We start from the raw sequence: 22,046 nt of genomic DNA, 5'->3' as shown, positions 1-22,046 counted from the left end.
GTCAGGCATCCGGCCATCGCGTCACGCCGCTCTTGACGGAACGGCGAGCACGCGGCCGAACATCATGTCGGCGCGAATGGCCGCGACCGGCTTCTGGTTGCGGATCAGGCCGAGATACCACAACGCATCGGTAGTATCGCCGACCAGCACCGCACCGGTCAGCCGGCCATTCGCTATCACCAGCTTCTTGTAGGTGCCGTGCCTGACGTCGCTGAGCACGATGGCTTCGCTTCCGTCCGCGCCGATAAAGTCGCCAGCGGAAAATACCGCGACGCCGGAGACTTTCAGATTGGTCGCAACCACGCTGCCGTTATAGGCGGAGGCTGCGCCCGCCAGATGCCGGGCCAGGACGCCCGCCTGCTCGTAGGCGGGTTCAACCAGGCCGTAGCAGATGCCGCGATGCTCGGCGCATTCGCCGAGCGCGAAGATATCCGGCGCGCCGGTCTGCAGATGTTCATCGACGACGATGCCGCGATTGACCGGAATGCCGGCGTCCCTGGCGAGCGCAATATTCGGCCGGATGCCGGCCGCGAAGATCACCGCGTCGGCCTCGATCCGGCGTCCGTCCACGAGTTCGACGCCTTCGATATGCTGCTCGCCATGCAGGCGCGCGGTGTTGGCATTGAGCAGGACCTCGATGCCCTTGCGCTCGACCAGCGATTTCAGGAGTTCTGCCGCCGGCGCATCGAGCTGGCGCTCCATCAGCCGGTCCATCAGGTGGATTAGCGTCACCGGCGCGCCGGCCTTGGCGAGACCATAGGCGGCCTCAAGCCCGAGCAATCCACCGCCGACCACGACAACGCGTTTCTTCTGCGCCGCCAGCGCCAGCAGGAGATCGACGTCCCTGCTGTCGCGAAAGGTATTCACGCCGGCGAGACCGGCCCCGGGCACGTCGAGCCGCAGCGGCGTCGAGCCGGTGGCTAGCACCAGCCTGGAAAACGCGATGCTCTCTTCATGCGCGATCTTGAGCTCGCGGCGGCCGACGTCGATCTCGGTGGCGACGCAGCCGTATTTCAGGGTAACGCCGCGGTCGCGCCACCACGTCGCGGGCTTGAGTTCGATGTCGTGCGACGCGGTCTCGCCCGCAAGCACCGACGACAGCAGCACGCGGTTATAAGCGAGCCGCGGTTCGTCGCCGATGACGGCGATGGCATAACGTCCGAGCGCCACTTTCGCCAGTTCGTCGACCAGACGCGCGGCGGCCATTCCATTACCGACCACGACCAGCGGTTCGCTCACGGCGCGTCCTTACTCTGCGGCTTCGGCGCTGCCGTAGGCTTCGGCAATCATGAAGCCGGACAGCGTCCCGTAGGCCGCGGTCCACGCGTCCTTGACTTCCGGCGTCCAGCTTTCGCCAAGTCCTTTTTCCAGCGTCCACAGCAGCGCGCCGCCGACCACGGGATAGTGCTCCGGTTTGGCGCCGTAGCCCACATGGCGTTTGGCCAACGCGCCGGCGGCCGGCAGGATCGACTCCAGATTGGCAAGGCCGCCCACCACCGTCGCCAGCATCGCCATCAATTTCTTGCGCTGTTCGGTCATGTCGGCGGGAAACATCGCCCTCACCGAGGGCGCGACCTCGAACAGGCGATCGTAAAACAATACGGACGCCTGCTCCGAAATCGGCGCCACCCTGGCAAAGCTCTGCTGCACGAGTGCGACCTGGTCGGGTGTCATGCTTGCCTCCTGCCTGTTGCTGTCGCTTGCATTTCCCCCCGCCCGGCGCGCCGGGCGGGGCCGTTCCGTTCAAGCGTTCACACCCGCGCTTCGGCGAGGCTGGCGACGCCGGCCGCCGCGGGAGCGCGGCGCAGGTAGAACCACCAGGTCAGCGCCAGGCAAACCGCGTAGAACGCCAGATAGATTTCCAGCGCCAGCGCCGGACCGCCGGTGATGGCGATCGACTTGCCGAAGCCGCTCGGGATCAGGTAACCGCCGCAGGCGCCGACCGCGCCGATGAAGCCGAGCGCGGCGCCACTCTCGATGCCGGCCGTCTTCAACGCCAGCGCCTTGCCGGCTTCGCCGCCGCCCCTGGCCTTGCGCAGATTCTCCTCGCGGAAGATCGAGGGGATCATCCGGTAGGTCGATCCGTTGCCGACGCCGGTGGTCACGAACAGGATCAGGAACATCACCAGGAAGCCGGTGAAGTCCTTGATCCCGACGAAATACAGGACACCGATGGTGGCCGTACCCATCGCGATGAAATTCCAGAACGTGACGATCGCGCCGCCGACCTTGTCGGCGAGCAGGCCGCCGAGCGGACGCGACAGCGAGCCGACCAGCGGTCCGAGGAACGCAATCGCAATCGTCACCGCCGGGAATTGCGTCTTGATCAAGAGCGGAAACGCCGCTGAGTAACCGATAAAGGAGCCGAACGTCCCGATATAGATGAAAGCCATGATCCAGGTGTGCTTGCGCTTGACGATGGCAAGTTGGTCCTTGAACGAGGACTTGGCCGAGGTCAGGTTGTTCATGAAGAAAAACGCGCCCGCTATCGCGACGATCAGCGGCAACACCCACATTAGTCCGGCGTTCTGCAGATAGACGCCCGTCACCGGGGTCGCCTGATAGAGGTTGATGAGGCCGACGCCCATCAGGATCGGTGTCAGCAACTGGACGCTGCTGACGCCGATGTTGCCGCCGGCGGCGTTCAGACCCAGCGCCCAGCCCTTCATGCGGTCGGGATAGAAGAAGGAGATATTGGCCATGCTCGAGGCGAAGTTGCCGCCGCCGAGACCTGCCGTCGAAGCCACCAGCAGCATCAGCCAGAACGGCGTCTCGGGCTGGCTGACGAAATAGGCGAGCCCGAAGGTCGGAATGAACAGGACGGCGGCGCTGAAGATGGTCCAGTTGCGGCCGCCGAACGTGGTCACGGCGAACGTGTAGGGAAACCGCATCAGCGAACCGATCAATCCCGGTATCGCCACCAATTGAAATAACTGGTCGGTGGTGTAGTGGAAGCCGGCCGCCGGCAGTTTGGTTGCGACGATGCTCCAGATCAGCCAGACCGAAAATCCGATGTGCTCGGCAACAATCGACCAGATCAGATTGCGCTGGGCGACAGTCTTGCCCGTCGAATTCCAAAATGTCTCATCTTCCGGTCTCCAATCTGAAATCCAGGTCGGGTCGTTGCTCATTAGAGATTCCTTTCTGAAGGGCCGTAAGCCGCTGTGATCCGGGGATCGCGCGCGAACGCAGGGAGGCACGCTGGGGAGGCCCCAGTCCTTGCGGTGTCACGACTCGGATGATTGGTTTCGATCGACGGCTTCGATGGCGTCAGCACAAACTATTCAAGCTTTGTGCCAAGCTACCGCAGCGCAAAAAGTCTTTTATCTATAAATAGTTATAGGTACCGCCGGACATCGGCCCGGAGCGGCGACCGCATCTAAAATTTGCGATTCGCTTATTTCTTGTGCGCCGCACAATAAATGGGCATGTGCTTCGACCAGCCTTTTTCAGGCAGCTTCGGTTGCCGCCATCATCGGCTTCGGCGCAGCACCGGCGCCGGGCCTTAAGTGGAATTCATAAGTCATCAAATGCCAGGGCCCTTTGGCGGGCTTGCCGTCGGGCATCACGCCATCGATATGGTGCTCGATCTTCGAAATCAACTCATCCTTCACCCCGAACACCACGTCGGAGTCGAGATACTTGTCGCCTTCGATGAAGACGTGGGTAATCAGCGGTTCGTAACCCGGCGCGTTGACGAGAAAGTGCACATGGGCCGGCCGCATCGGATGACGCCTTGTCTCGATGATCATCTGGCCGACCGGACCGTCGGTCGGAATCGGGTAGCTGCATGGCAGGATAGTGCGGAAGAAGAACCGGCCATCGGCGTCGGTGACGAACCGGGCGCGCAACGATGGCCCCTCCGTCAAATAGCCCGGCCTTTGCGAGTCGTAATAGCCGTCGTCGTCGGCGTGCCAGATGTCGACCGGGACGTTCGCTAGCGGCTTGCCTTTCAGATCCGTGACGCGGCTCTGCACGAACATCCGCTCTCCGGTATGACCGGGCGGTGAAACATCCGTGCCATGCGGCATCTGCTTGTGCTCGCCGACATAGAACGGGCCGAGCACCGTGGTCTCGGTGGCGCCTTCGCGCTCGCGATGATTGACCGCGTCAACCAGCATCGAAACCCCGAACACGTCCGACAGCAGGATGAACTCCTGCCGGGTCGGCGTGCATTTCTGGCCGACGCGGGTGAGGAAATCGATCGCGTACATCCACTCGTCCAGGGTGAGATCGGTTTTGCGCACGAAGTCGTGCATCGACTTCACCAGTTCCTCCAGCAGGAATTTGACGCGGGGGTTCGGCGTCTCCTCGAAGCTGCGGATCACGGCTTCGGTAAGTTCGGTGTCGTTGAATTGAGGCATGGCGGGCTGTCCTGTATGCGACTGTGCGTCAAGCCTACACCAGCCCCCGGGCCGGGGTAAGCGGGCCGCGATTGGAACAGAACACACTTTTCGGCTATCAGGGCTTAACCCCGCCAATTCCGGAGACCCTCTCGATGCTCGCCCCGTCCCCCGCCCCGCCCGAATCCGCCGGCATGTCCAAGGCCGCCTTCGACCGTCTCGAAGATCACCTGAAGCGGCGATACATCGATGCCGGCCGCTTTCCGGGAACCCGGCTTGTGGTCTATCGCCGTGGCAAGATTGTCCACAGCACGGTGCAAGGCTTCGCCGACGTCGAGCGCAAGGCACCGGTCAGGGACGACACGATCTTTCGCATCTATTCCATGACCAAGCCGATCACCAGCGTGGCCTTCATGATGCTGCTCGAGGAAGGCCGCGTCGCGCTCGATGAGCCCGTTCACCAATACATCCCGGAATGGAAGAACCTCGGCGTGTTTCAGGCCGGCATTGCGCCGGCGTTTCTGACCAGGCCGCCCTCGCGGCCGATGTTGATCGTCGACCTTTTGCGCCACACCTCCGGCCTGACCTACGCTTTCCAGCAGCGGTCCAATGTCGACGCCGCCTATCGCGAAATGAAAATCGGCGAGGTTGAGAAGGCGGGAACGCTGCAATCGATGATCGATGACCTTGCCAAGATTCCGCTGGAATTTTCGCCGGGCGAGGCGTGGAATTATTCTGTTTCCACCGACGTCATCGGTTATCTCGTCGGCAAAATCAGCGGCAAGCCGTTCGAGCAATTCCTCAAGGAACGCATCTTCAATCCACTCGGCATGAACGACACCGATTTTTTCGTGCCGCCGGAGAAAGCCCATCGCCTGGCGGCCTGTTATTCGGCCGACAAGGGCGGCATCACGCTGCAGGACGACCCGGCCACGAGTTCTTTCCTTAGCCCTCCATCGTTCATCTCCGGCGGCGGCGGATTGTGTTCGACCGCGGCCGATTATCTCACCTTCTGCCGCGCGCTGCTCAACGGCGGCGAACTCGGAGGCGTCAGGCTGATCGGACCAAAGACGCTGGCGCTGATGACGTCCAATCACCTGCCCGGCGGACGCGACCTGCCGGAAATGTCGCGGTCGCTGTTCTCCGAGGCGTCCTACAACGGCATCGGCTTCGGTCTCGGCTTCTCGGTCACGATGAATCCGGCACAGACATTGATTCCGGGCAGCGCCGGCGAATATGCCTGGGGCGGTGCTGCGACCACATCATTCTGGGTCGATCCCGCCGAAGAGTTGATCACCGTCTTCATGACCCAGGTGCTGCCGTCGAGCGCCTATCCGGTGCGGCGCGAGTTGCGCACGATGGTTTACGCCGCGATCAGCGACAGCAACCTTTAGGGGAACCGCACAGCGCCCGGCACCGGGCGCCGAGGCGCGTGGCGGAACCGGCCCCGGCGACCGGAAATCCTTGGCGGAATCCCGGCGCTTCTCCTATGCTCCGGCCGATCTGGCGCCATCGCGACCAATGTATCCGTTCGGGACCCGCGTGCCAAAACCCTCACTGCCAGTGCGTCTAGCCCTTCTGGTTGCGGGAACCACGCTGCCGCTGATCGTCTTTGCGGCTGTCATTGTTTTCAACGACTACGAACAGGACCGCAGGGACGCCTCACAGCGCGCGCTCGAAACCGTGCGCAGCATCCGTCTCGTGCTCGACGCCGAGGTTCAGCGCATGGCCGGGGCGCTGCAGGTATTGTCCTTGACCGATTCGCTGCGCGACGGCGATTTCGAACCGTTCCGCCGCATCGCCCGCGGTTTCCTCGATCAGTATGGCGAAGGCGGCGTGGTGCTGGTGGCGGACCGCAATGGCCGGCAGTTGTTCTCGTCGATCACCACCGACACCGCAAGCCTGCCTCCCCGCAACAACCGCGACATGGTCGAGAAGGTGTTCGCGACAAAAAGTCCGCAATACTCCAATCTGTTCCTCGGCGCGGTGAGCAAGCGGCTGATCGTGACAGTCGAAGTCCCGGTGTTTCGCGATGGCAACGTCATCTATGACATCTCGTTCACCCCGCCGATCGATATCTTCCAGGCCATTATCGAAAAGCAGCGCCCGAGCCCGAACTGGACCATCTCGATATTCGACGGCGATGGCATCAATTTCGCCCGCGTGCCGAACCCGCAGGAGACGATCGGCAAGCGCGCCTCGCCGTCGCTGTACGCCGGGATGTTGCATGCCACCGAGGCGACGCTTCCGACGGTCTCGCTGGAGGGCGTGCCGCTAATCACGACGTTTGCGCGATCCTCGCTCACCGGCTGGACGGTGGCCGCCGGCATCGCCGAGGGTTCGCTCGTCGATCCCTTGTGGCGCAATCTTGCGATCACCAGCGTGATCGGCGGCGTCCTGCTGTTGATCGGCCTTGCCTTTGCCGTGCGCATGGCAACGACGATCGCCCGCGGCGAGATGCTCCATGACCTCTTGATCGAGGAGCTCAATCATCGCGTCAAGAACACGCTGGCGATCCTGCAGGCGATCGCGGTGCAGACCTTCCGAAGCGCCACCAAGGCCGAGCGCGAGACGTTCGAAGGCCGGCTTGGCGCGCTGGCGGAGGCACACAATCTGCTGAGCCAGGAGAGATGGCGCGGCTCGGAACTGCAGGACGTGATTAACCTCGTCTTGCAACCTTATCGGCTCAACAATCCGGAACGAATCCGCATGTCCGGACCGAAGGTGCCGCTGTCGCCGCGGCTGGCGGTCGTGCTGTCGATGATCGTGCACGAGATCGCAACCAACGCCGCAAAATACGGCGCGCTGTCGAATGACACCGGCACCGTCAGGCTGGATTGGGAAATCATCGCGGAACATTCCAGGCAAAAATTGCGGCTGATATGGGCCGAGTCCGGCGGTCCTCACGTGGTCGCTCCGGTGCAGCGCGGCTTCGGGTCGCGGTTGATCGAACGCAGCGCACGCGACCAGCTCGGCGGCGAGGCCACCGTCGATTTCCTGCCCCATGGTGTGGTCTACACCGTGACCTGCTCGCTTGAAGACGAGAGCTAGCGCCAGCGTTCGTTGGCGCGCAACCGAATCCGGATTGATGCTCGGGGTTGCGTCGAACGACTGCGTTGCCGACAACCGGGCTACCGGCACTACATCCGAACGGTGCCGGTTGACTTTCCAACGCATTCTTTAAATACTTGGTCAACAAAGGCTTGGCCAAAACTAAAAGAAGCCTGGCCAAAACAAGACAGCCGCAAAAGCGACGATCTCGGGGAGGAATGCCATGCCGACTTCACGCAGGACGCTGTTAAAGAATGCCGCGGCCGCAGCAGCCGCCTACAACCTCGATTGGACCCGCGCGCGGGCGGAAGCCGAGACGGTTCGCCTCGGCGTGATCTACGATTTGACCGGTCCGTTTGCCGCGGGCGGCTCGGTCGCTTCCTCCGTCGGCACGCAGATCGCGATCGACCTCGTCAACGAGAAGGGCGGCGTCGGCGGCAAGTACAAGATCATCCCGGTCGCCGCCGATTCCCAGAGCAAGCCCGAAGTTGCGATCAACGAGGCTGAACGGCTGATCAGCCGGGAGAACATCGACCTCATCAACGGCATCTTCGCGAGCTCGCATGCGGTCCCGCTCGCGGCCAAGGTTGAGCAGCAGAAGAAGATCCTCTGGATCACCACCGCGGTCGCGACCGCCGTGTTCAAGGACAAGAACCTGCATTACGTCTTCCGCGCGCAGATCCACTCGGATCAGTACGGCCAGGCCTTTGCGAGCTTCCTGACCGAGCACGCCAAGGAAAAACTCGGCATCGAGCCCAAGGACGTCAAGATTGCGCTCATTCACGAGGACGGTCCCTATGGCTCCGGCGTTGCGGGAGCGGACGAGGCTTATGCAAAGGAGACCGGACTGCAGGTTGTGCTGAACGAGGGTTATTCGGCCGCGGCCCCTGACCTCTCCGTGCTGGTGACCAAGATCAAGCGCTCCCGCGCGGACGTGATCTCCCACGCCGGCTACAATCCCGACATCACCCTGTTCCTGCGCCAGGCGCGCGAGAATGGCCTTCAATTCAAGATGCTTTTCGGGAACGGCGCCGGCTACAGCCAGCTCGACAAATTGCGCACGAGCTTTGGCGCAGATATCGACAATTTCTGCAATATCGATCCGGTGCCGGCGCAGTTGCTCGACCCCGCAAAGCTGGCACCAGGCGTCGGCGATCTTACCAAGATCATGGTCGAGCGCTTCAAGGCGAAAACCGGCGCGATCGACGTTCCGCCGCATTGTTCGATGGGCTTCAATCAGACCTGGGTTCTGCTCAACAACGTCCTGCCCGTCGCCAAGGAGAAATACGGCGGGTTCGATCCCGAGGCGGTTCGCAAGGCGGCGCTCGACGTCGATATCCCGGCCGGCGGCACCATCCAGGGTTACGGCGTTAAATTCTTCCGGCCCGATACGCCGCTCTCGGGCCAGAACGAACGCTCGACACCGGTCGTCATGCAAAACGCCGGCGAGCATATCTCGGTGGTCTGGCCGACCAACATCAGCACGCAGCAACCGGTGTTCCCGCTGCCGAAGTCCTCGGTCTACGCCTTGTAGACCGCGGTATCGCCGGACTCTTCAAGCGCCGGCGGCGTCACAACGTCACGCGACGCCCCTCTTCGGCGGCCCAGTAGCCGGCGTAGTTGACCCTGGTCGTCTCGTAGGCCAGCGCGAGACCTGACAGAGGCTGCCGGCCGGTAGCGGCGCATTCCATGAAATCCTGGATTTCCTGCAAATAGCCGCGCGTCCATTCCTCCTCGAGGCAGACGTACTGCCACCCGGTCTTCCGATCGACTTTCTCGGTGATATAGACACTCGCGAGCTTCTCGTCGCTGGTCTGATAGCTCATCATGTGCGTGTTCGGCGTAATATTGGCAAACAGCGAGCCGCCGCTGGTATAGGTTTCGATCAGGTTGCGCACGCCACCCATGATGATGTCGCCCGAAAGCACAGTCGCTTTGGTGCCGTCGGAGAAGGTCAGGGCAAGCGTGCCCCAATCCTCGACATCAATCGGATCGGCCTTGATGAAGGCTCGCTCCTCGGGCCGCAGGCACGCCGAGACATTGCCGACGTCACAGGTCACGCTCGCAACGCTGATCGCCTCGCCGCGGGCTTTTGCCTCTATTTGCTTGAGATAGAGCACCGCCGAAAGCGGATGGCACCCCATCCGGATCAGGGAGCCGCCGCCGGTCATCGCCCATTGCGCCGCGTGCGCCGCGTGCGAGCCGCTGTGACTCTCTTCCCCCTTCATGAAAAGTATCTTGTCTTTGGTGGCCCGGAGAATTTCCACGGTCTTGGTCACCGCCGGCGCGTAGATCCAGTCTTCCGCGTACATGAACAGCTTGCCGGTGTTCTTTATCGCCGCAGAGGTCGCTTCCATTTCCTGGAGCACGCGCTCGTACATCAGCGCTTTCGGGACGTGCTTGCCGATCGGGGCCTTGTCGCCATCGCGTCCGAAGTAGCCCGTGAAGGGCTTTTCGCAGATGACATGCTTGCCGCCGTTCATCGCGTCGATGATCATCGAGGTGTGCAAGTTGGGCGGCGTGCAGATGTCAACGACATCCAGTTCGTCGTCAGCCATCAAGTCGCGAAAACTGCGGTAGACCCTCGGGATTCGGTGCCGAGCGGCGAAATCGACAACATGGTCGCCGCGCGCCGCGACGGCCTTGACTTCGACATCGACGCCATAGACGCGCCGGTAAGCGTACATGTGCAGTTCGGAAACGAAGCCGCATCCGACCAGACCGATCCTGATTTTCGCCATTGCGGAAGCCTCCGGGTCGCCGTGATGATCGATAGCAAGCGAATCCCTCAGCCATAGGCGCGCAGCGCCGCGGCCGCAAGAACGGGTCGGCGCCGACTTGGTGTGATATCCGTTGATGGCAACGCGTCGTTTCGCGACGCTGCAGGATTTGGTCGCGTCCTGGAGTCGTCCAGCTTCGCCGGGTTGGTCCGCCGGACTTCGGGCTGGCCGCGGCTATTGGACCAGTTTCAGGGCGGCCGGACGCCGACGCTGGCCTTGCGGCGATTTCGGACTGCGTGCTTCCACCGCCACTTCTTCAACCGGGCTCATTGCATCGCACAAAGCCTTCAATTCCGCCTCGGCAATTCCGTTGAGTTTCATCCGGAGCTGAAGAATGGCCAGCGACACCAGTTGCGCCGTCTCCCGATTGCCGCTGCCGGCGAGCGTTGCCCGGCACTGCTCAAGCGCAGCAACGGTGGCGTGCAGTCGTTCGCCTGAATTAGCCACCAGCGTTTTTTCTGTTACCGAGCTTGCCAGGTAGAGTTGAGGCGATCCAGTCGGTCGTTTCATATACCTCTCCATAAAGTCCGGATATTTTCGAGACCGCGCGATGGATTTCGTCCGCCGACACGTCCTCGAGCGCGTGACTGGCCGAGGCGTCGGACAGATAAGTGACCTTGTGGTTGCGGTGGAACGCATCGATCAAGGTCGACAGGCAGGCCGATTCACCGGCAAATCCCGCCAGCACGATGCCGCCGCAGCACTGGCTCACCAACGCATTGAAGGGCTCGCTGGAGTAACAGGACGGGCTGGAGCGTTCGAACACCATTTCGTTGCGGCACGGTTCAAAACTCTCGATCCAGCGGACGAACGGCGTGGCGCGATTGAAAAACGCCGACTGGCTGAGCATGCGGATGAAGGCGACCGGCAGTCCCATCCTGCGCGAGTGATCCAGCACCTTGCGGCAATTATCCAGGGCGCAGTCGATCTCGGAAATCGCGAACAGGCGCGGCTTTGCCAGATATTCCTGCTGCATATCGACGAACACGACGATCGGAACGCTCGATGAATTCGCGAAGGTCCGAAGGCTGACAACTGAAGTCACGCGGCTCCCTTTCAGCGGCGGGCACGCAGGCCCGGGTTCCGCGCCGGTCCCAGCGGCAAATATCGGCACGAAAATGCACAGGTTCCGGAACCCGCCATAGTTGTAGTCCGCCAGATATTCTGCCAAGTTTAGCCGGGGAAAGGGGCTGTGTATGCGCTTGGTGCTGGAAAGGGGCGTTCCTCAGGAGGAACGCCACAAGATCGCGCTTGGAACACTCACGGACTGGGACGCGGCCAGGGTCTTCCTGGAAGTTGTGCGCTGCGGCAGCTTCAGATCCGCGGCCGAGCGGCTCGAACTGTCCATCAATGTCGTCCGCCGGCGAATTGACTATTTCGAACGGCAAATCGGCGCCACGCTGTTCAAGCGCGATGTCCATGGAACCCGCCCGACCGGCGAAGGCTCGGTGGTTGTCTCGGCCGTCGAACGCATGGAGGCCGCGTCGTTCGATCTGCTGCGCGCCGGCAATTCCGTCGCCAACACTCTTTCGGGTGAAGTCCGTGTTGCCATCACCGAGGGCCTGGGCACATTTTGGCTGGCCCCTCGCCTTGTGGAATTTCAGCAATCCTTCCCAAACGTCATCGTCGACCTCCACTGCGCGATGCGCTCGGCCGACGTGTCGAGGCACGAGGCCGACATCGCGATCCACCTGTCGCGGCCGGTGACGCTCGATGTCAAACTCGTCCGGCTCGGCAGAATGCATTTGATGTTCTATGCCAGCCAAAAGTACATCGACACTTTCGGCGCGCCGAGAACCGTCGAGGAATTAGCCAAGCACCGACTGGTGCTGCAGGTCGCCGATCGGACCGCCGCCAAGGAAGCTTTCGAAAGCTGGTTTCCCGGTCGCCCCCAGGGGAATTGGTGGTGATGAAGACAAACGTCAGCAGTGCCAACTACTGGGCCGTGGCCAATGGCGCCGGTATCGGCGTATTCCCGACCTACGCCTGCGCGCTTGGGGGAAACATCGTACCTCTCGATATCGAGTGGCGGCGGCCATTCGATATCTGGCTGTCCTATCATCCCGGCAGCGGCGGCATTCCGCGGGTGCGGCGCATGATCGACTGGCTGGTTGAAGCCTTTAACCCTGTTAGATTCCCGTGGTTCAAGGATGAATTCATCCATCCAGATGAACTTAAAGTGGTATATAAGGGCGAACCCCTGACCCACTTATTCGGGGGTTTTTCGATTAAAGAACGGTAAGAGCGGTATGAACAAATCAGCGGCAAAGAAGATGAAGCAGCGCAGTGCCGGAAAACCCGACATTGAGTTGGGCAAGCGAATTCGGTTGCGGCGCGTTGAACAGCGAATTTCCCAGGCGGAACTCGGCGAGCAGCTTGGCGTCAGCTTTCAGCAAGTCCAGAAATACGAGAAGGGCGTCAACCGCGTCGGCGCTGCGCGTCTGCAGCAGATCGCCACAGCGCTCGATGTGCCCGTGACATTTTTCTATGACGGCGACGGCAAGGCGCGGGAAGTCGAAAGCCTGCTGTTTCTCGACAGCGCGTTCAGCCTGAGGTTGCTGCGGGCCTACAGCAAGATCAAGGACCAGACCGTGCAGCGTCAGTTGGTGTCCCTGATGGAATCGATCGCCGCCAACGAAGACTAGGCGTCGATCCGGTCCAGCCCTCACTCATCTAATTTGCAGCACCGCGAATCCGATCGATCAACGCCAGTGGATCGATCGGTATCGTATTTCCGCGCCACGCCACATGCTGGTCCGGCCGCGACAGTATCAATCCGATACCATCGAAGACGGCGGCCGTTGGCCGCTGGATGTCAACGACCTTCAACGGCACGCCCCGCCTGCCGGCGGCGGCCTCAAGTGCCACGACCTCGATGCTGGAATCGAACCTGAGCAGCGTGAATTCCGGCCCCATCGCATCGTAGAGCGAGCTGCCGTCCTCGCGCCACAGGTGCGGCGTGCGGCAGCCCGGAACCGTCGACAGCGTATAGCTGTTCATCGTATAGGCCGGATGTTCGGCGCCGTCATAGGCAATGATCGGTGAGCGATCGTAATAAGTGCCGAAGTTGAGACCCGCACAGGCGTATTGCCGGACGTTGATTTCGTAGGCGAGACGCCCGACCTGTTGCCGCGCCCGTTCGCCCTGCGGTCCGGCATCCTCGATCTCGTCGGGGACCGCGCCGCGTCGGCGAATCTCGGCCTCGGCATGCGACATCGCGAATCGCGAAACCTGGCTGGTGATCGGCCAGCGCTCCGCCTCATAGGCATCGAGAATGGCAGATGGCGCCCAGCCGTTGAGATGCGCGGCCAATAGCCACGACAGGTTCATGGCATCGGCAATCCCGGCGTTCATGCCGTAACCGGCATAGGGCACCCAGATATGCGCCGCATCGCCGGCGAGGAACGCGCAGCGGTCGCGAAACTTGTCGGCGATCAGGCGGCGTCCGTACCAATCCTCTTTGGACAGGATGTCGTACTGGAAGTCCGCATCCACCCCGAGGATGGTTCGAATGCAGGCGTCGCGATCGACCGCATCGAAATCGGTCTCGCCCGGCTTCATGTAGTTATGCAGCAGCCATCGCTCGCGGCCATCGATCGCATACACCATGCCGGAACGTCGGGGATTGATCGAACCGGTCCCCCAGGCGCGCTCATGGTGTTGAAGAACGATCAGGCCGGGCGCGCGGATATAGGTCGACTGCACGCGCTGGACGATGGCGTCGCCGGTCAGTTCAGCGCCGACCGCCTTGCGGACGATCGAGCGCGCGCCGTCGCAACCGATCAGATAGCGGCAGCTCAAACGCCGCGCCGCGCCGGTTTCGAGATCACGCAAGGTCACGGTTGCGGAAGTATCCTCCACCACCACGCCTTCGGCCGAGGTCCGGTTGATTAGGTGGATGCGGCCTTGTGCTGCGGCATGCGCGAACAGGATCGGTTCGAGAAAGATCTGGTTGATGCGATGCGGCGGCTCCGGGGTCGGCCAGTTGCCGTCAGGACCGTCCTTCTGCGTGAAACGGTCGCGCCGGCAGGGAATCGGAATGCGCGTCAATTCCTGTCCGGTGAACGTGGTGCGATAGGCGATGTCGTGCGGATAATCCGCGGGCAAGCCGGCGTTGCGTACCTTTTCGGCGATCCCCAGCCGCCGGAAGATTTCCATGGTGCGGGCGGCGACATGGTTGCATTTCGGATCGGGCACGGTGCCGGCGGCGCGCGTTTCCACGACCGTCACGCCGATACCGCGCCACGCCAAGTCGATCGCCAGCGTGAGCCCCACCGGTCCGGCGCCAACGATCAGCACATCAGACTCGATCATTCCGCTTCGGCGCCCGAATTCCTGACAATGACGGCCCAGCGGTCGACCTCGGCCTTGATGTAGCCCGCAAAGCTGTCGGGCGTCGAAGCAGGCAGCGGTTCCAGCGCGATTTTAGTGAGCTTGTCGCGGGTGGCGGGATCGGCCACCAGCTTTCCGATCTGCGCCGCCAGTTGGTCGACGATGGCGCGCGGTACGCCTGCTGGCGCGACGACGCCCTGCCATGCGACGAGTTCGAACCCCGCAAGGCCGCCTTCGGCCAGCGTCGGAATGTCGGGTGCCGCGGCGACACGATTTAGCGTGGTGACGCCGAGCACCCTCAGCTTGCCGTCACGGATCTGCGGCAGCGCGGGTTGCAGGTCCACCACCATGAATGGAATGTGCCCCGCGATCACATCGAGCATCGCCGGCACGCTGCCGCGATACGAGACGTGACGGATGTCGATGCCCGCCGCCGTCTTCAGCATCTCGGCGCCGAGATGGTGCGGACTGCCATTGCCGGCCGAGCCGAACGCCAGTCCAGGATTCAACTTCGCATAAGCAATGAATTCGGCCAGCGTCTTCACCGGTAGCGACGGGTTGACGATCAGCGCGAAGGGCACGCCGGCCACCAGCGCGATCGGCGTGAAATCCTTCACCGGATCGTAGGGCAGCTTCTTGTAGAGTGTCTTGTTGATGGCCAACGTGGTCGAGGTCGCCATCAGCAGCGTATAGCCATCCGGTTCGGCCCGCGCGACCTGTTCGGCGCCCAGCGTGGTGCCGGCGCCAGGCTTGTTCTCGACGAAGACCGCCGCGCCAAGGCCGGTTTGGATCTGATCGGCCACCAGGCGGCCGAGAAAATCGGTGGTGCCGCCGGCTGGATAGGGCACGATCATCTTGATGGTCCGGCTGGGATAGGCCGCCTCGGCCATGGCCGGCAACCCCTTCAGCAAGGCCAGCCCGCCGCCAAATCCGGCCATCGCCTGTCGGCGCGTCAACACCATGGTTTCTCCCAACATTTATTTCTTGATCGGCCGGCTTTCTCGCGAACCACATTAGCGTCCGCCGCGACATATCAAAGGCCACAAAAGTCCAATCCGGGGCTTGCGGCAGCGCAGTACCACGACTTAATCAGAACGCAACTGTCGCGGGCTAAACTCCCCAAACGCGAATGACGGGATCGATTTCACCCCATCCGACCGGTCCAAACCGCCAAACCCGTCGATTTCAACGCCATCGCCGTCGCGGCCCATTCCAAAGGCATCCAGCATGCGAAGAATGACCATCATTGCCGTTGCCACGATGCTTGCGGCTGCGCCGGCCCTTGCCCAGAACTCGCCAACCGCGCCGCTCCCCGCCAGGCCGGCTACGGCCGCGCCGGCCGCTGGGGAAAAGCCCGCCCCGCGGGCGGCAGCGGCAAAGCCGGCGGTCGCCGTCTCCACGCCGGAATCCCGCTCCGCGGCTGCATTGGCGTTGTCGCATGAGCCGACCTTCGACGAAGGCACCGCGCAACGGATCAAGGAAGCCGCGTTGAGCTATTCGGATATCGCGGTGCGCGGCGGATGGCCGATGATCCCGGCGGACGCCAAATTTGCGATCGGGGTGCCGGGACCGAACGACGATCAGTTGCGAAAGCGGCTTCTGATCACCGGCGATCTTGCCGAGGACAAAGCCACCGGCCCCTATGACGAGGTTGTCGCCGAAGGCGTGAAGCGCTTCCAGGCCCGCCATGGCCTGGCGCCAACGGGGACCGTGACCCCGCGGACGCTGGCAGCCCTCAACGTTCCCGTTCAGCAGCGGATCAAGCAGCTGGAAGCCTCGCTCGAGCGTATCGAGAACATGAACTTTTCATTCGGGCAGCGCTATGCCGTCGTCAACCTGCCAGCGGCCTTTGCCGAAGCGGTCGAGAACGATCATGTGGTGCGGCGTTATCGCGTGATCGTCGGCAAGACCGAGAAGCCGTCGCCGACGCTGACCGCCGAGATCACCAGCGTCAATCTCAACCCGACCTGGACCGTTCCGTCATCGATCTCGAAGACCGAAATCTCGGCGCATATGCGCAAGGATCCGACCTATCTCTCCCGCATGCACATGGAAGTGCTCGATGCGCATGACACCCCGATCGACCCGCATGCGGTGGACTGGTCCGGCGCGCGCACGCCGAACTTCACGGTGCGCCAGCAATCCGGCGCCTGGAACGCGCTCGGTGCGGTGAAAATCGACATGCCGAACCCCTATTCGGTCTATATGCACGACACCAACCAGCGCAACCTGTTCAGCGACGACTACCGCTTCGATTCACACGGCTGCTCGCGGGTCGACAATGTGCGCGACCTCGCCGCGTGGCTGCTGCAGGAAGAGATGCCGAAATGGAATCGCGCCGCCATCGATGCCGCCATCGCCACCGGCCAACGCGAGGATATCGTGCTGCCGAAGAAAGTCCCGGTGGCCTGGGTCTACCTGACGGCATGGATGACCAGGGACCAGACCATCCAGTTCCGCAACGACATCTATGACCAGGACCAGCAGCTTCTGGAAGCCACCGCCGAAGAAGCGGCGTTCTTCAGCCAGGCCGGCAACCATCCGTTGACGGCGCACCTGGCGCAGTAAACGTCAGGCAAGCCCGCCTCATAGCCCGATCCATGGAGCATAGGCGCCAGAACCTTCAGGGGTATTCCCGAACCCGCCGAAAAGTGCCACCACACCCCGGACGTTCGAGCCAACGAATGCGTTCGGGGAGCAAATCATGATAATCCTCCACCACGGCTGGCGCTCAAGCGCCTCGCGCCGGGTGCGGCTGTGTCTTGAGGAAAAGGGTCTTGGCTACGAGGGCCATGTCGTCGATATGGCCAGGCTTGAGCATCACTCGCCGGAATACCTCAAGATCAATCCGTTGGGCGTGATCCCGACCCTGATTCATGACGGCAAGCCGCTGCATGAGAGCGGCACAATCTGCGAATATCTCGACGAGACCTATCCCGATCCGCCGCTGCGCCCGGATGCGCCCTACGAGCGCGCGGTGATGCGCAACTGGATCCGGCACATCGACGGGCTGATCGGCAATCTCATCATTTTTAACTGGCGTCATCATCTGGCGAAAACCGCATCGCAATGGTCAGACCAGGAACTCGCCGAAGTGCTCAAGAACATCCCGAGCAAGGAGCGCCAGGAAGCCTGGCTGCGGGCCGCGCGCAAGCCCTACAGCGAGGAAGAACGCGGCGCAGCCAGGGATAAGCTGGTGACCTCGCTGCTCGACCGGATGGAAGCAGCGCTGAAACCCTCGGGCTGGATGGTCGGCAACGCCTATTCGATCGCCGACATCGCGGCGGTGCCGTTCGTCAAACGGATCGACGAGGAAATCGCGCCCGATGAAGTCGGCCCCAGGAAACATCCCCGCGTCGCCGAATGGTGGGCTAAAATACAGGCCCGGCCGGCGTACTCGCGCGCGAAATTCGACCCGTTTGTCACCACGTTGTGAGGCTAAGCCATGGGCGAATTTGCGTTAGCGTAATCAGGCTCGATACCACCTCTCCCCTTGTGGGAGAGGTCGGATCGCATCGCCAGATGCGATCCGGGTGAGGGGTTACGGCCTATCGATAGACCTGAACCCCTCACCCCAACCCTCTCCCACAAGGGGAGAGGGAGCTCACCGTCATTGCCGCGACACCGAACGAATGCTTCAATCTACGTAAATCGTTCCTAACCACCGAAAGTCACCCTGATGCTGGACACCCCCAACAACACCGAAAAATCCTACGCCGACGGCAAGATCCTGCAAAGGATCGACGATGGCGTCGGTGTCATCACCTTCAACAATCCGGAAAAGCGCAACGCCATGTCGCTCGAGATGTGGGAGGGGTTCGGTCATGCGCTGATCGAACTGCGCGACAATCCGGATGTGCGCGTCGTGATCCTGACCGGGGCCGGTGACAAGGCGTTCGTCTCGGGCGCCGATATCAGCCAGTTCGAAAAGACCCGTCACAACGCCGAGGCCTCGGAGGAATATTCGAGGAAAAGTGCCGCGCAGCGCGCGCTGCTGGCGGATTACCCGAAGCCGGTGATCGCCTGCATCCGCGGCTTCTGCCTCGGCGGCGGCATGCAAGTGGCGATGTCGGCGGATATCCGCATCGCCTCGGATAACAGCCAGTATGGCATTCCCGCCGCCAGGCTCGGCATCGCCTATGGCTATGACGGCCTGAAGAATCTGGTCTCGCTGGTGGGGCCGTCCTGGGCGCGGCTCATCATGTATACCGGCATGCGGATCGTTTCCGCCGAGGCGGTACGGATCGGACTGGTGGATCGCGTGGTGCCTGACGGTGAATTGTGGAACGCGACGATGGAGATCGCCCGTACCATTTCCGGCAACGCGCCGCTCGCGATCAAGGCGGCCAAGCTCACCATCGCGCAAATACTGAAAGACCCCGGGGAACGCGACATGAATGCGATCAAGGCGATCGGCACCGCCTGTATGGACTCCGAGGATTTCCGCGAAGGCCGCCGCGCCTTTATGGAAAAGCGCAAGCCGCAGTTTCAAGGGCAATAGAGCATGCCCCGGAAAAGTGGGAACCGGTTTTCCGAAAAGGGCATGCTCAAATGAAAGAAAGCACCACCCTCATGCACAAGCCCGTCGAAACCTCTGGCCAACCCCCGCAAGCGCAGGCGCCGCGCCTGCCGCTGTCGCGTTTCAAGGTGATCGACCTGACGCTGGCGCGAGCGGGTCCATCCTGCGTGCGCACCCTGGCCGACTGGGGCGCCGACGTGATCCGGGTCGAGCCGCCGCCGGCCACCGGCGAATCCAACGAGATCATGGGCAAGCGCGACGGTTCGGACTTCCAGAACCTGCACCGCAACAAGCGCGCCATCACGCTCAACCTGAAGACCGACGAGGGCCGCGAGGTCCTGATGCGGCTGGCCGAGAAAGCCGACGTCATCATCGAGAACATGCGGCCCGGCGTCACGCGCCGTCTCGGCGTCGATTATGAGTCCGCGAGGAAGCGCAACCCGAAGATCATCTATGGCAGCATTTCCGGCTTTGGCCAGTACGGCCCCTATACGGCGCGTCCCTCGATCGACCAGATCGCGCAAGGCATGACCGGCATCATGTCGGTGACGGGCCTTCCCGGCCAGGGCCCGGTCCGCGTCGGCGTCGCCGTTACCGACATCATGGCCGGCGCATTCCTCGCGCAAGGCGTGCTGATCGCGCTGCTCGACCGCGAAGTCTCAGGCGAAGGCCGCTGGGTGCAGACCTCGCTGCTGGAATCCGGCATCACGCTACTGGATTTTCAGGCCACGCGCTGGCTGATGGACAAGAAAGTCGCGCCTCAGGAAGGCAACAATCATCCGACCAACACGCCGATGGGGCTCTATCCCACCGCCGACAGTTTTCTCAACCTCGCCGCCACCAGCAACAAGAACTTCCAGAAACTCTGCAAGATCATCGACCGCGAGAAGATGGCAACCGATCCGCGCTTTGCCACATCCGCATTGCGCGGCCGCAATAAGCAAGCGCTGAACGAGATGATCGCCGGCGCCTTGCGGGCGAAAACCAGCCGCGAATGGTTCGAACTGCTGGTGGAAGCCGGCCTTCCCTGCGGACCCGTCTACAGCATCAACGACGTCTTCGCCGACCCGCAGGTGCAGGAACTGCGCATCGCGCGATCCGTCGCCCATCCGCGGCTCGGCGCGATCGATCTCGTGGCGCAGCCTTGTGAGATGACCGGCTTCGACCGCGCGATCCGAACCGCCACGCCCGATCTCGGCGAACACAACGACGAGATTCTGGAATCGCTGGGGTACAAGCAAGACGAGATCGAGAAGCTGAAGGCGGCGGGCATTACGTGAGCCCCATAGGGATAGCTACTTGACCCATATAAACCCTATGCCATAGGGCTTGACTTGCGCAGGTGGTGCGCGTGACCAAAATCGCCAGCCTCGCACCACCAATCCAGCGAGGATGGGCCGCAGTAGACGGGGCCAAATGTCCGCTATCGGTAGCAGGCCGGAGAACATGTGATCGGAGCGAATATTTCCGATTTTGACCCGTCCGCGACGTTCATCCGATTTTTCCAAAAGAGATGACGACTTTAGGTTGATCAACGGCTTGGTGCACCGGCTCGCGATGAATTTCAGTGCCAGATTCGTCAACGACGACGATTGAGCGAATGGGATCTTTGAGACGATGATCATGGCTGAATCGCAAAGCCAACACCTTGCTGTGTTCAATTGCGTCAGCGCCTGTGGGGAATGGTAATCCCGTTCTATCCCTAATCGGAACTCCGTCTTTCATATCGAAATAATATGTACGCATGAAAGGCACCTCCGTCGGCAAAAGCGGGTGCCAAGAGCTAAGCTCAAGGCACCCGCGAGTTAAGTGTCCGAGGAGGGAAGCTCCGATTCTTACCAGCCGCGATCATCCTCTACATGGAAAGCAAAGCATGAGTCTGCGACAGGCCCCTTTGATACAAATCAATATCCGCGAGTAATGCTGCAACCTCCACTACAACGCTTCCAACACCGCTCTTGCGATATCCGCGGTGCCGTTGCCGCCGCCGAATTCCATCGGCTTGATGCCGTCGGCATAGACCTTGTCGACCGCGCGTTCGATGCGCTCGCCGGCTTCCGCTGCACCCTCGAGGCCATGCTTGTCGGCGAGCCAGTCCAGCATCATCGCCGCAGACAGGATCATGCCGGTCGGATTGGCCTTGCCCTGCCCCATGATGTCGGGCGCGGTACCATGGCAGGGCTGAAACACCGCATGGTGATCGCCGATATCGGCGGATGGCGCCATGCCCATGCCGCCAATGAGACCGGCCGTCATGTCGGAGAGAATGTCGCCGAACATGTTCTCCATCACCATCACGTCGAAATCCCAGGGCCGCTTGACCAAGAGCGCCGAGCAGGCATCGACATAGAGCCGGTCGGCCTTGACATCGGGATGGCGCCTGGCGGCCTCGTCGAACATCTCGCGGAAGAACGCAAACGCCTTGAACACATTGGCCTTGTCCACGCATGTCAACTGACCGGGTTTGCCGCGCGCCTTGCGGCGCTCGGCGAGACGAAACGAAAACTCGAACAGCCGCTCGGAGGTCTTTCGCGTGATGACCAGCGTCTCCCGCGCCTCGGTGTCGGTGACGACGCCCTTGCCCATCGACGCGAACAGGCCTTCGGTGGATTCCCTGATCACGACGAGGTCGATGCCGTGCCGGTCGGCGCCGACGATCGGACTGGGCACGCCCGGAATCAGCCGCGCCGGGCGCACGCCGGCATAGAGATCGAAATGAAACCGCAGCTCCACTTGCGGCATGATTTCAGTATTGTCGGGGTAACGCACCGACGGCAGGCCGCAGGCACCGAGCAGGATCGCGTCGGCTTCATCGCACAGCCGCACCGTGCTCTCCGGCATCGACTTGCCGGTTTCACGGTAATTGTTGGCGCCGGCCGGCGCGTCGGTGAAACGAAACTTCAGGCCCGAGGTCGCCTCCACCTTGCGCAAGACCTCAAGCGCGGGGGCCATCACTTCCGGGCCGATGCCGTCCCCGGCAAGCACGGCGATATGGAAGGCGTCGTTGGCGGACATGGGAAA

At 62.1% G+C, this 22,046-nt stretch carries 20 protein-coding genes and 1 pseudogene; 9 read left to right on the top strand and 12 right to left on the bottom strand.

The window, feature by feature from the left end; translation table 11 throughout:
• Window positions 1–21 precede the first annotated feature (21 nt).
• The 4 genes from E7813_RS00470 to E7813_RS00455 all read right to left on the bottom strand — a co-directional run bounded on the left by E7813_RS00470 (window position 22) and on the right by E7813_RS00455 (window position 4,364).
• Complete coding sequence (locus E7813_RS00470) at window positions 22–1,239, bottom strand: FAD-dependent oxidoreductase (RefSeq protein ID WP_291569767.1); 1,218 nt, start codon at window positions 1,237–1,239, stop codon at window positions 22–24.
• 9 nt (window positions 1,240–1,248) lie between these two features.
• Entirely contained in the window at window positions 1,249–1,674 is a 426-nt protein-coding gene (locus E7813_RS00465; protein ID WP_291569765.1) for a globin family protein, read from the bottom strand.
• Between the two features lie 77 nt (window positions 1,675–1,751).
• Window positions 1,752–3,131, bottom strand: coding sequence for an MFS transporter (locus tag E7813_RS00460; RefSeq protein WP_291569764.1), 1,380 nt, complete (start codon window positions 3,129–3,131; stop codon window positions 1,752–1,754).
• 318 nt (window positions 3,132–3,449) lie between these two features.
• A complete protein-coding gene (locus E7813_RS00455; RefSeq protein ID WP_291569763.1) occupies window positions 3,450–4,364 on the bottom strand; it encodes an intradiol ring-cleavage dioxygenase in 915 nt (304 codons plus the stop codon).
• 134 nt (window positions 4,365–4,498) lie between these two features.
• Here E7813_RS00455 and E7813_RS00450 point away from each other — a divergent pair, with 134 nt between their 5' ends.
• The 3 genes from E7813_RS00450 (at window position 4,499) to E7813_RS00440 (ending at window position 8,928) form a co-directional block, all read left to right on the top strand.
• Entirely contained in the window at window positions 4,499–5,737 is a 1,239-nt protein-coding gene (locus tag E7813_RS00450; RefSeq protein ID WP_291569761.1) for a serine hydrolase domain-containing protein, read from the top strand.
• Between the two features lie 148 nt (window positions 5,738–5,885).
• Window positions 5,886–7,394: a sensor histidine kinase gene (locus E7813_RS00445; protein WP_291570059.1), complete on the top strand. Its 1,509-nt coding sequence runs from the start codon at window positions 5,886–5,888 to the stop codon at window positions 7,392–7,394.
• 223 nt (window positions 7,395–7,617) lie between these two features.
• Complete coding sequence (locus tag E7813_RS00440) at window positions 7,618–8,928, top strand: ABC transporter substrate-binding protein (RefSeq protein ID WP_291569759.1); 1,311 nt, start codon at window positions 7,618–7,620, stop codon at window positions 8,926–8,928.
• 37 nt (window positions 8,929–8,965) lie between these two features.
• Here E7813_RS00440 and E7813_RS00435 read toward each other — a convergent pair whose 3' ends face one another.
• The 3 genes from E7813_RS00435 to E7813_RS00425 all read right to left on the bottom strand — a co-directional run bounded on the left by E7813_RS00435 (window position 8,966) and on the right by E7813_RS00425 (window position 11,219).
• Window positions 8,966–10,135, bottom strand: coding sequence for a Gfo/Idh/MocA family oxidoreductase (locus E7813_RS00435; protein WP_291569757.1), 1,170 nt, complete (start codon window positions 10,133–10,135; stop codon window positions 8,966–8,968).
• Between the two features lie 213 nt (window positions 10,136–10,348).
• Complete coding sequence (locus E7813_RS00430; protein ID WP_291569756.1) at window positions 10,349–10,684, bottom strand: hypothetical protein; 336 nt, start codon at window positions 10,682–10,684, stop codon at window positions 10,349–10,351.
• Window positions 10,614–11,219, bottom strand: a complete 606-nt coding sequence (locus tag E7813_RS00425) for an isochorismatase family protein (protein WP_291569755.1) — start codon at window positions 11,217–11,219, stop codon at window positions 10,614–10,616. Before E7813_RS00425 ends, E7813_RS00430 begins: the two co-directional genes overlap by 71 nt.
• A 151-nt stretch (window positions 11,220–11,370) precedes the next feature.
• Between E7813_RS00425 and E7813_RS00420 the strand changes: the two are divergent.
• Window positions 11,371–12,416: pseudogene (locus tag E7813_RS00420) on the top strand (LysR family transcriptional regulator).
• Between the two features lie 7 nt (window positions 12,417–12,423).
• Window positions 12,424–12,819, top strand: a complete 396-nt coding sequence (locus E7813_RS00415; RefSeq protein ID WP_291569754.1) for a helix-turn-helix transcriptional regulator — start codon at window positions 12,424–12,426, stop codon at window positions 12,817–12,819.
• A gap of 28 nt (window positions 12,820–12,847) precedes the next feature.
• Here E7813_RS00415 and E7813_RS00410 read toward each other — a convergent pair whose 3' ends face one another.
• The 3 genes from E7813_RS00410 to E7813_RS00400 all read right to left on the bottom strand — a co-directional run bounded on the left by E7813_RS00410 (window position 12,848) and on the right by E7813_RS00400 (window position 15,753).
• On the bottom strand, window positions 12,848–14,488 hold the full coding sequence (locus tag E7813_RS00410; protein WP_291569752.1) for an FAD-dependent oxidoreductase: 1,641 nt from the start codon (window positions 14,486–14,488) through the stop codon (window positions 12,848–12,850).
• On the bottom strand, window positions 14,485–15,468 hold the full coding sequence (locus E7813_RS00405; protein WP_291569750.1) for a tripartite tricarboxylate transporter substrate binding protein: 984 nt from the start codon (window positions 15,466–15,468) through the stop codon (window positions 14,485–14,487). Before E7813_RS00405 ends, E7813_RS00410 begins: the two co-directional genes overlap by 4 nt.
• 123 nt (window positions 15,469–15,591) lie before the next feature.
• A complete protein-coding gene (locus E7813_RS00400; protein WP_291569748.1) occupies window positions 15,592–15,753 on the bottom strand; it encodes a hypothetical protein in 162 nt (53 codons plus the stop codon).
• Between E7813_RS00400 and E7813_RS00395 the strand changes: the two genes are divergently transcribed.
• The 4 genes from E7813_RS00395 (at window position 15,743) to E7813_RS00380 (ending at window position 20,305) form a co-directional block, all read left to right on the top strand.
• The gene (locus E7813_RS00395; RefSeq protein ID WP_291569746.1) at window positions 15,743–17,074 is read left to right on the top strand and encodes a L,D-transpeptidase family protein; all 1,332 of its coding nucleotides are present in this window, start codon (window positions 15,743–15,745) and stop codon (window positions 17,072–17,074) included. The genes E7813_RS00400 and E7813_RS00395 overlap by 11 nt on opposite strands.
• Before the next feature lie 136 nt (window positions 17,075–17,210).
• Complete coding sequence (locus E7813_RS00390) at window positions 17,211–17,942, top strand: glutathione S-transferase family protein (protein ID WP_291569744.1); 732 nt, start codon at window positions 17,211–17,213, stop codon at window positions 17,940–17,942.
• A 243-nt stretch (window positions 17,943–18,185) separates the two neighbouring features.
• Window positions 18,186–19,007 (top strand): enoyl-CoA hydratase, encoded by an 822-nt coding sequence (locus tag E7813_RS00385; protein WP_291569743.1) that lies wholly within the window; start codon window positions 18,186–18,188, stop codon window positions 19,005–19,007.
• Window positions 19,008–19,078: 71 nt separating this feature from the next.
• A complete protein-coding gene (locus tag E7813_RS00380; protein ID WP_291569741.1) occupies window positions 19,079–20,305 on the top strand; it encodes a CaiB/BaiF CoA-transferase family protein in 1,227 nt (408 codons plus the stop codon).
• A 211-nt stretch (window positions 20,306–20,516) separates the two neighbouring features.
• Here the strand turns inward: E7813_RS00380 and E7813_RS00375 are convergent, their stop codons facing one another.
• Window positions 20,517–20,771, bottom strand: a complete 255-nt coding sequence (locus E7813_RS00375) for a hypothetical protein (RefSeq protein ID WP_291569740.1) — start codon at window positions 20,769–20,771, stop codon at window positions 20,517–20,519.
• A 189-nt stretch (window positions 20,772–20,960) separates the two neighbouring features.
• Window positions 20,961–22,040, bottom strand: a complete 1,080-nt coding sequence (locus E7813_RS00370) for an isocitrate/isopropylmalate dehydrogenase family protein (RefSeq protein ID WP_291569739.1) — start codon at window positions 22,038–22,040, stop codon at window positions 20,961–20,963.
• Window positions 22,041–22,046 lie beyond the last annotated feature (6 nt).

The sequence above is a fragment of the Bradyrhizobium sp. genome (genome assembly GCF_004799405.1).
GTDB lineage: Bacteria > Pseudomonadota > Alphaproteobacteria > Rhizobiales > Xanthobacteraceae > Bradyrhizobium.
The sequence above is the reverse complement of the archived record's forward strand: the minus strand, read 5'-3'. Positions and strand labels throughout refer to the sequence as shown.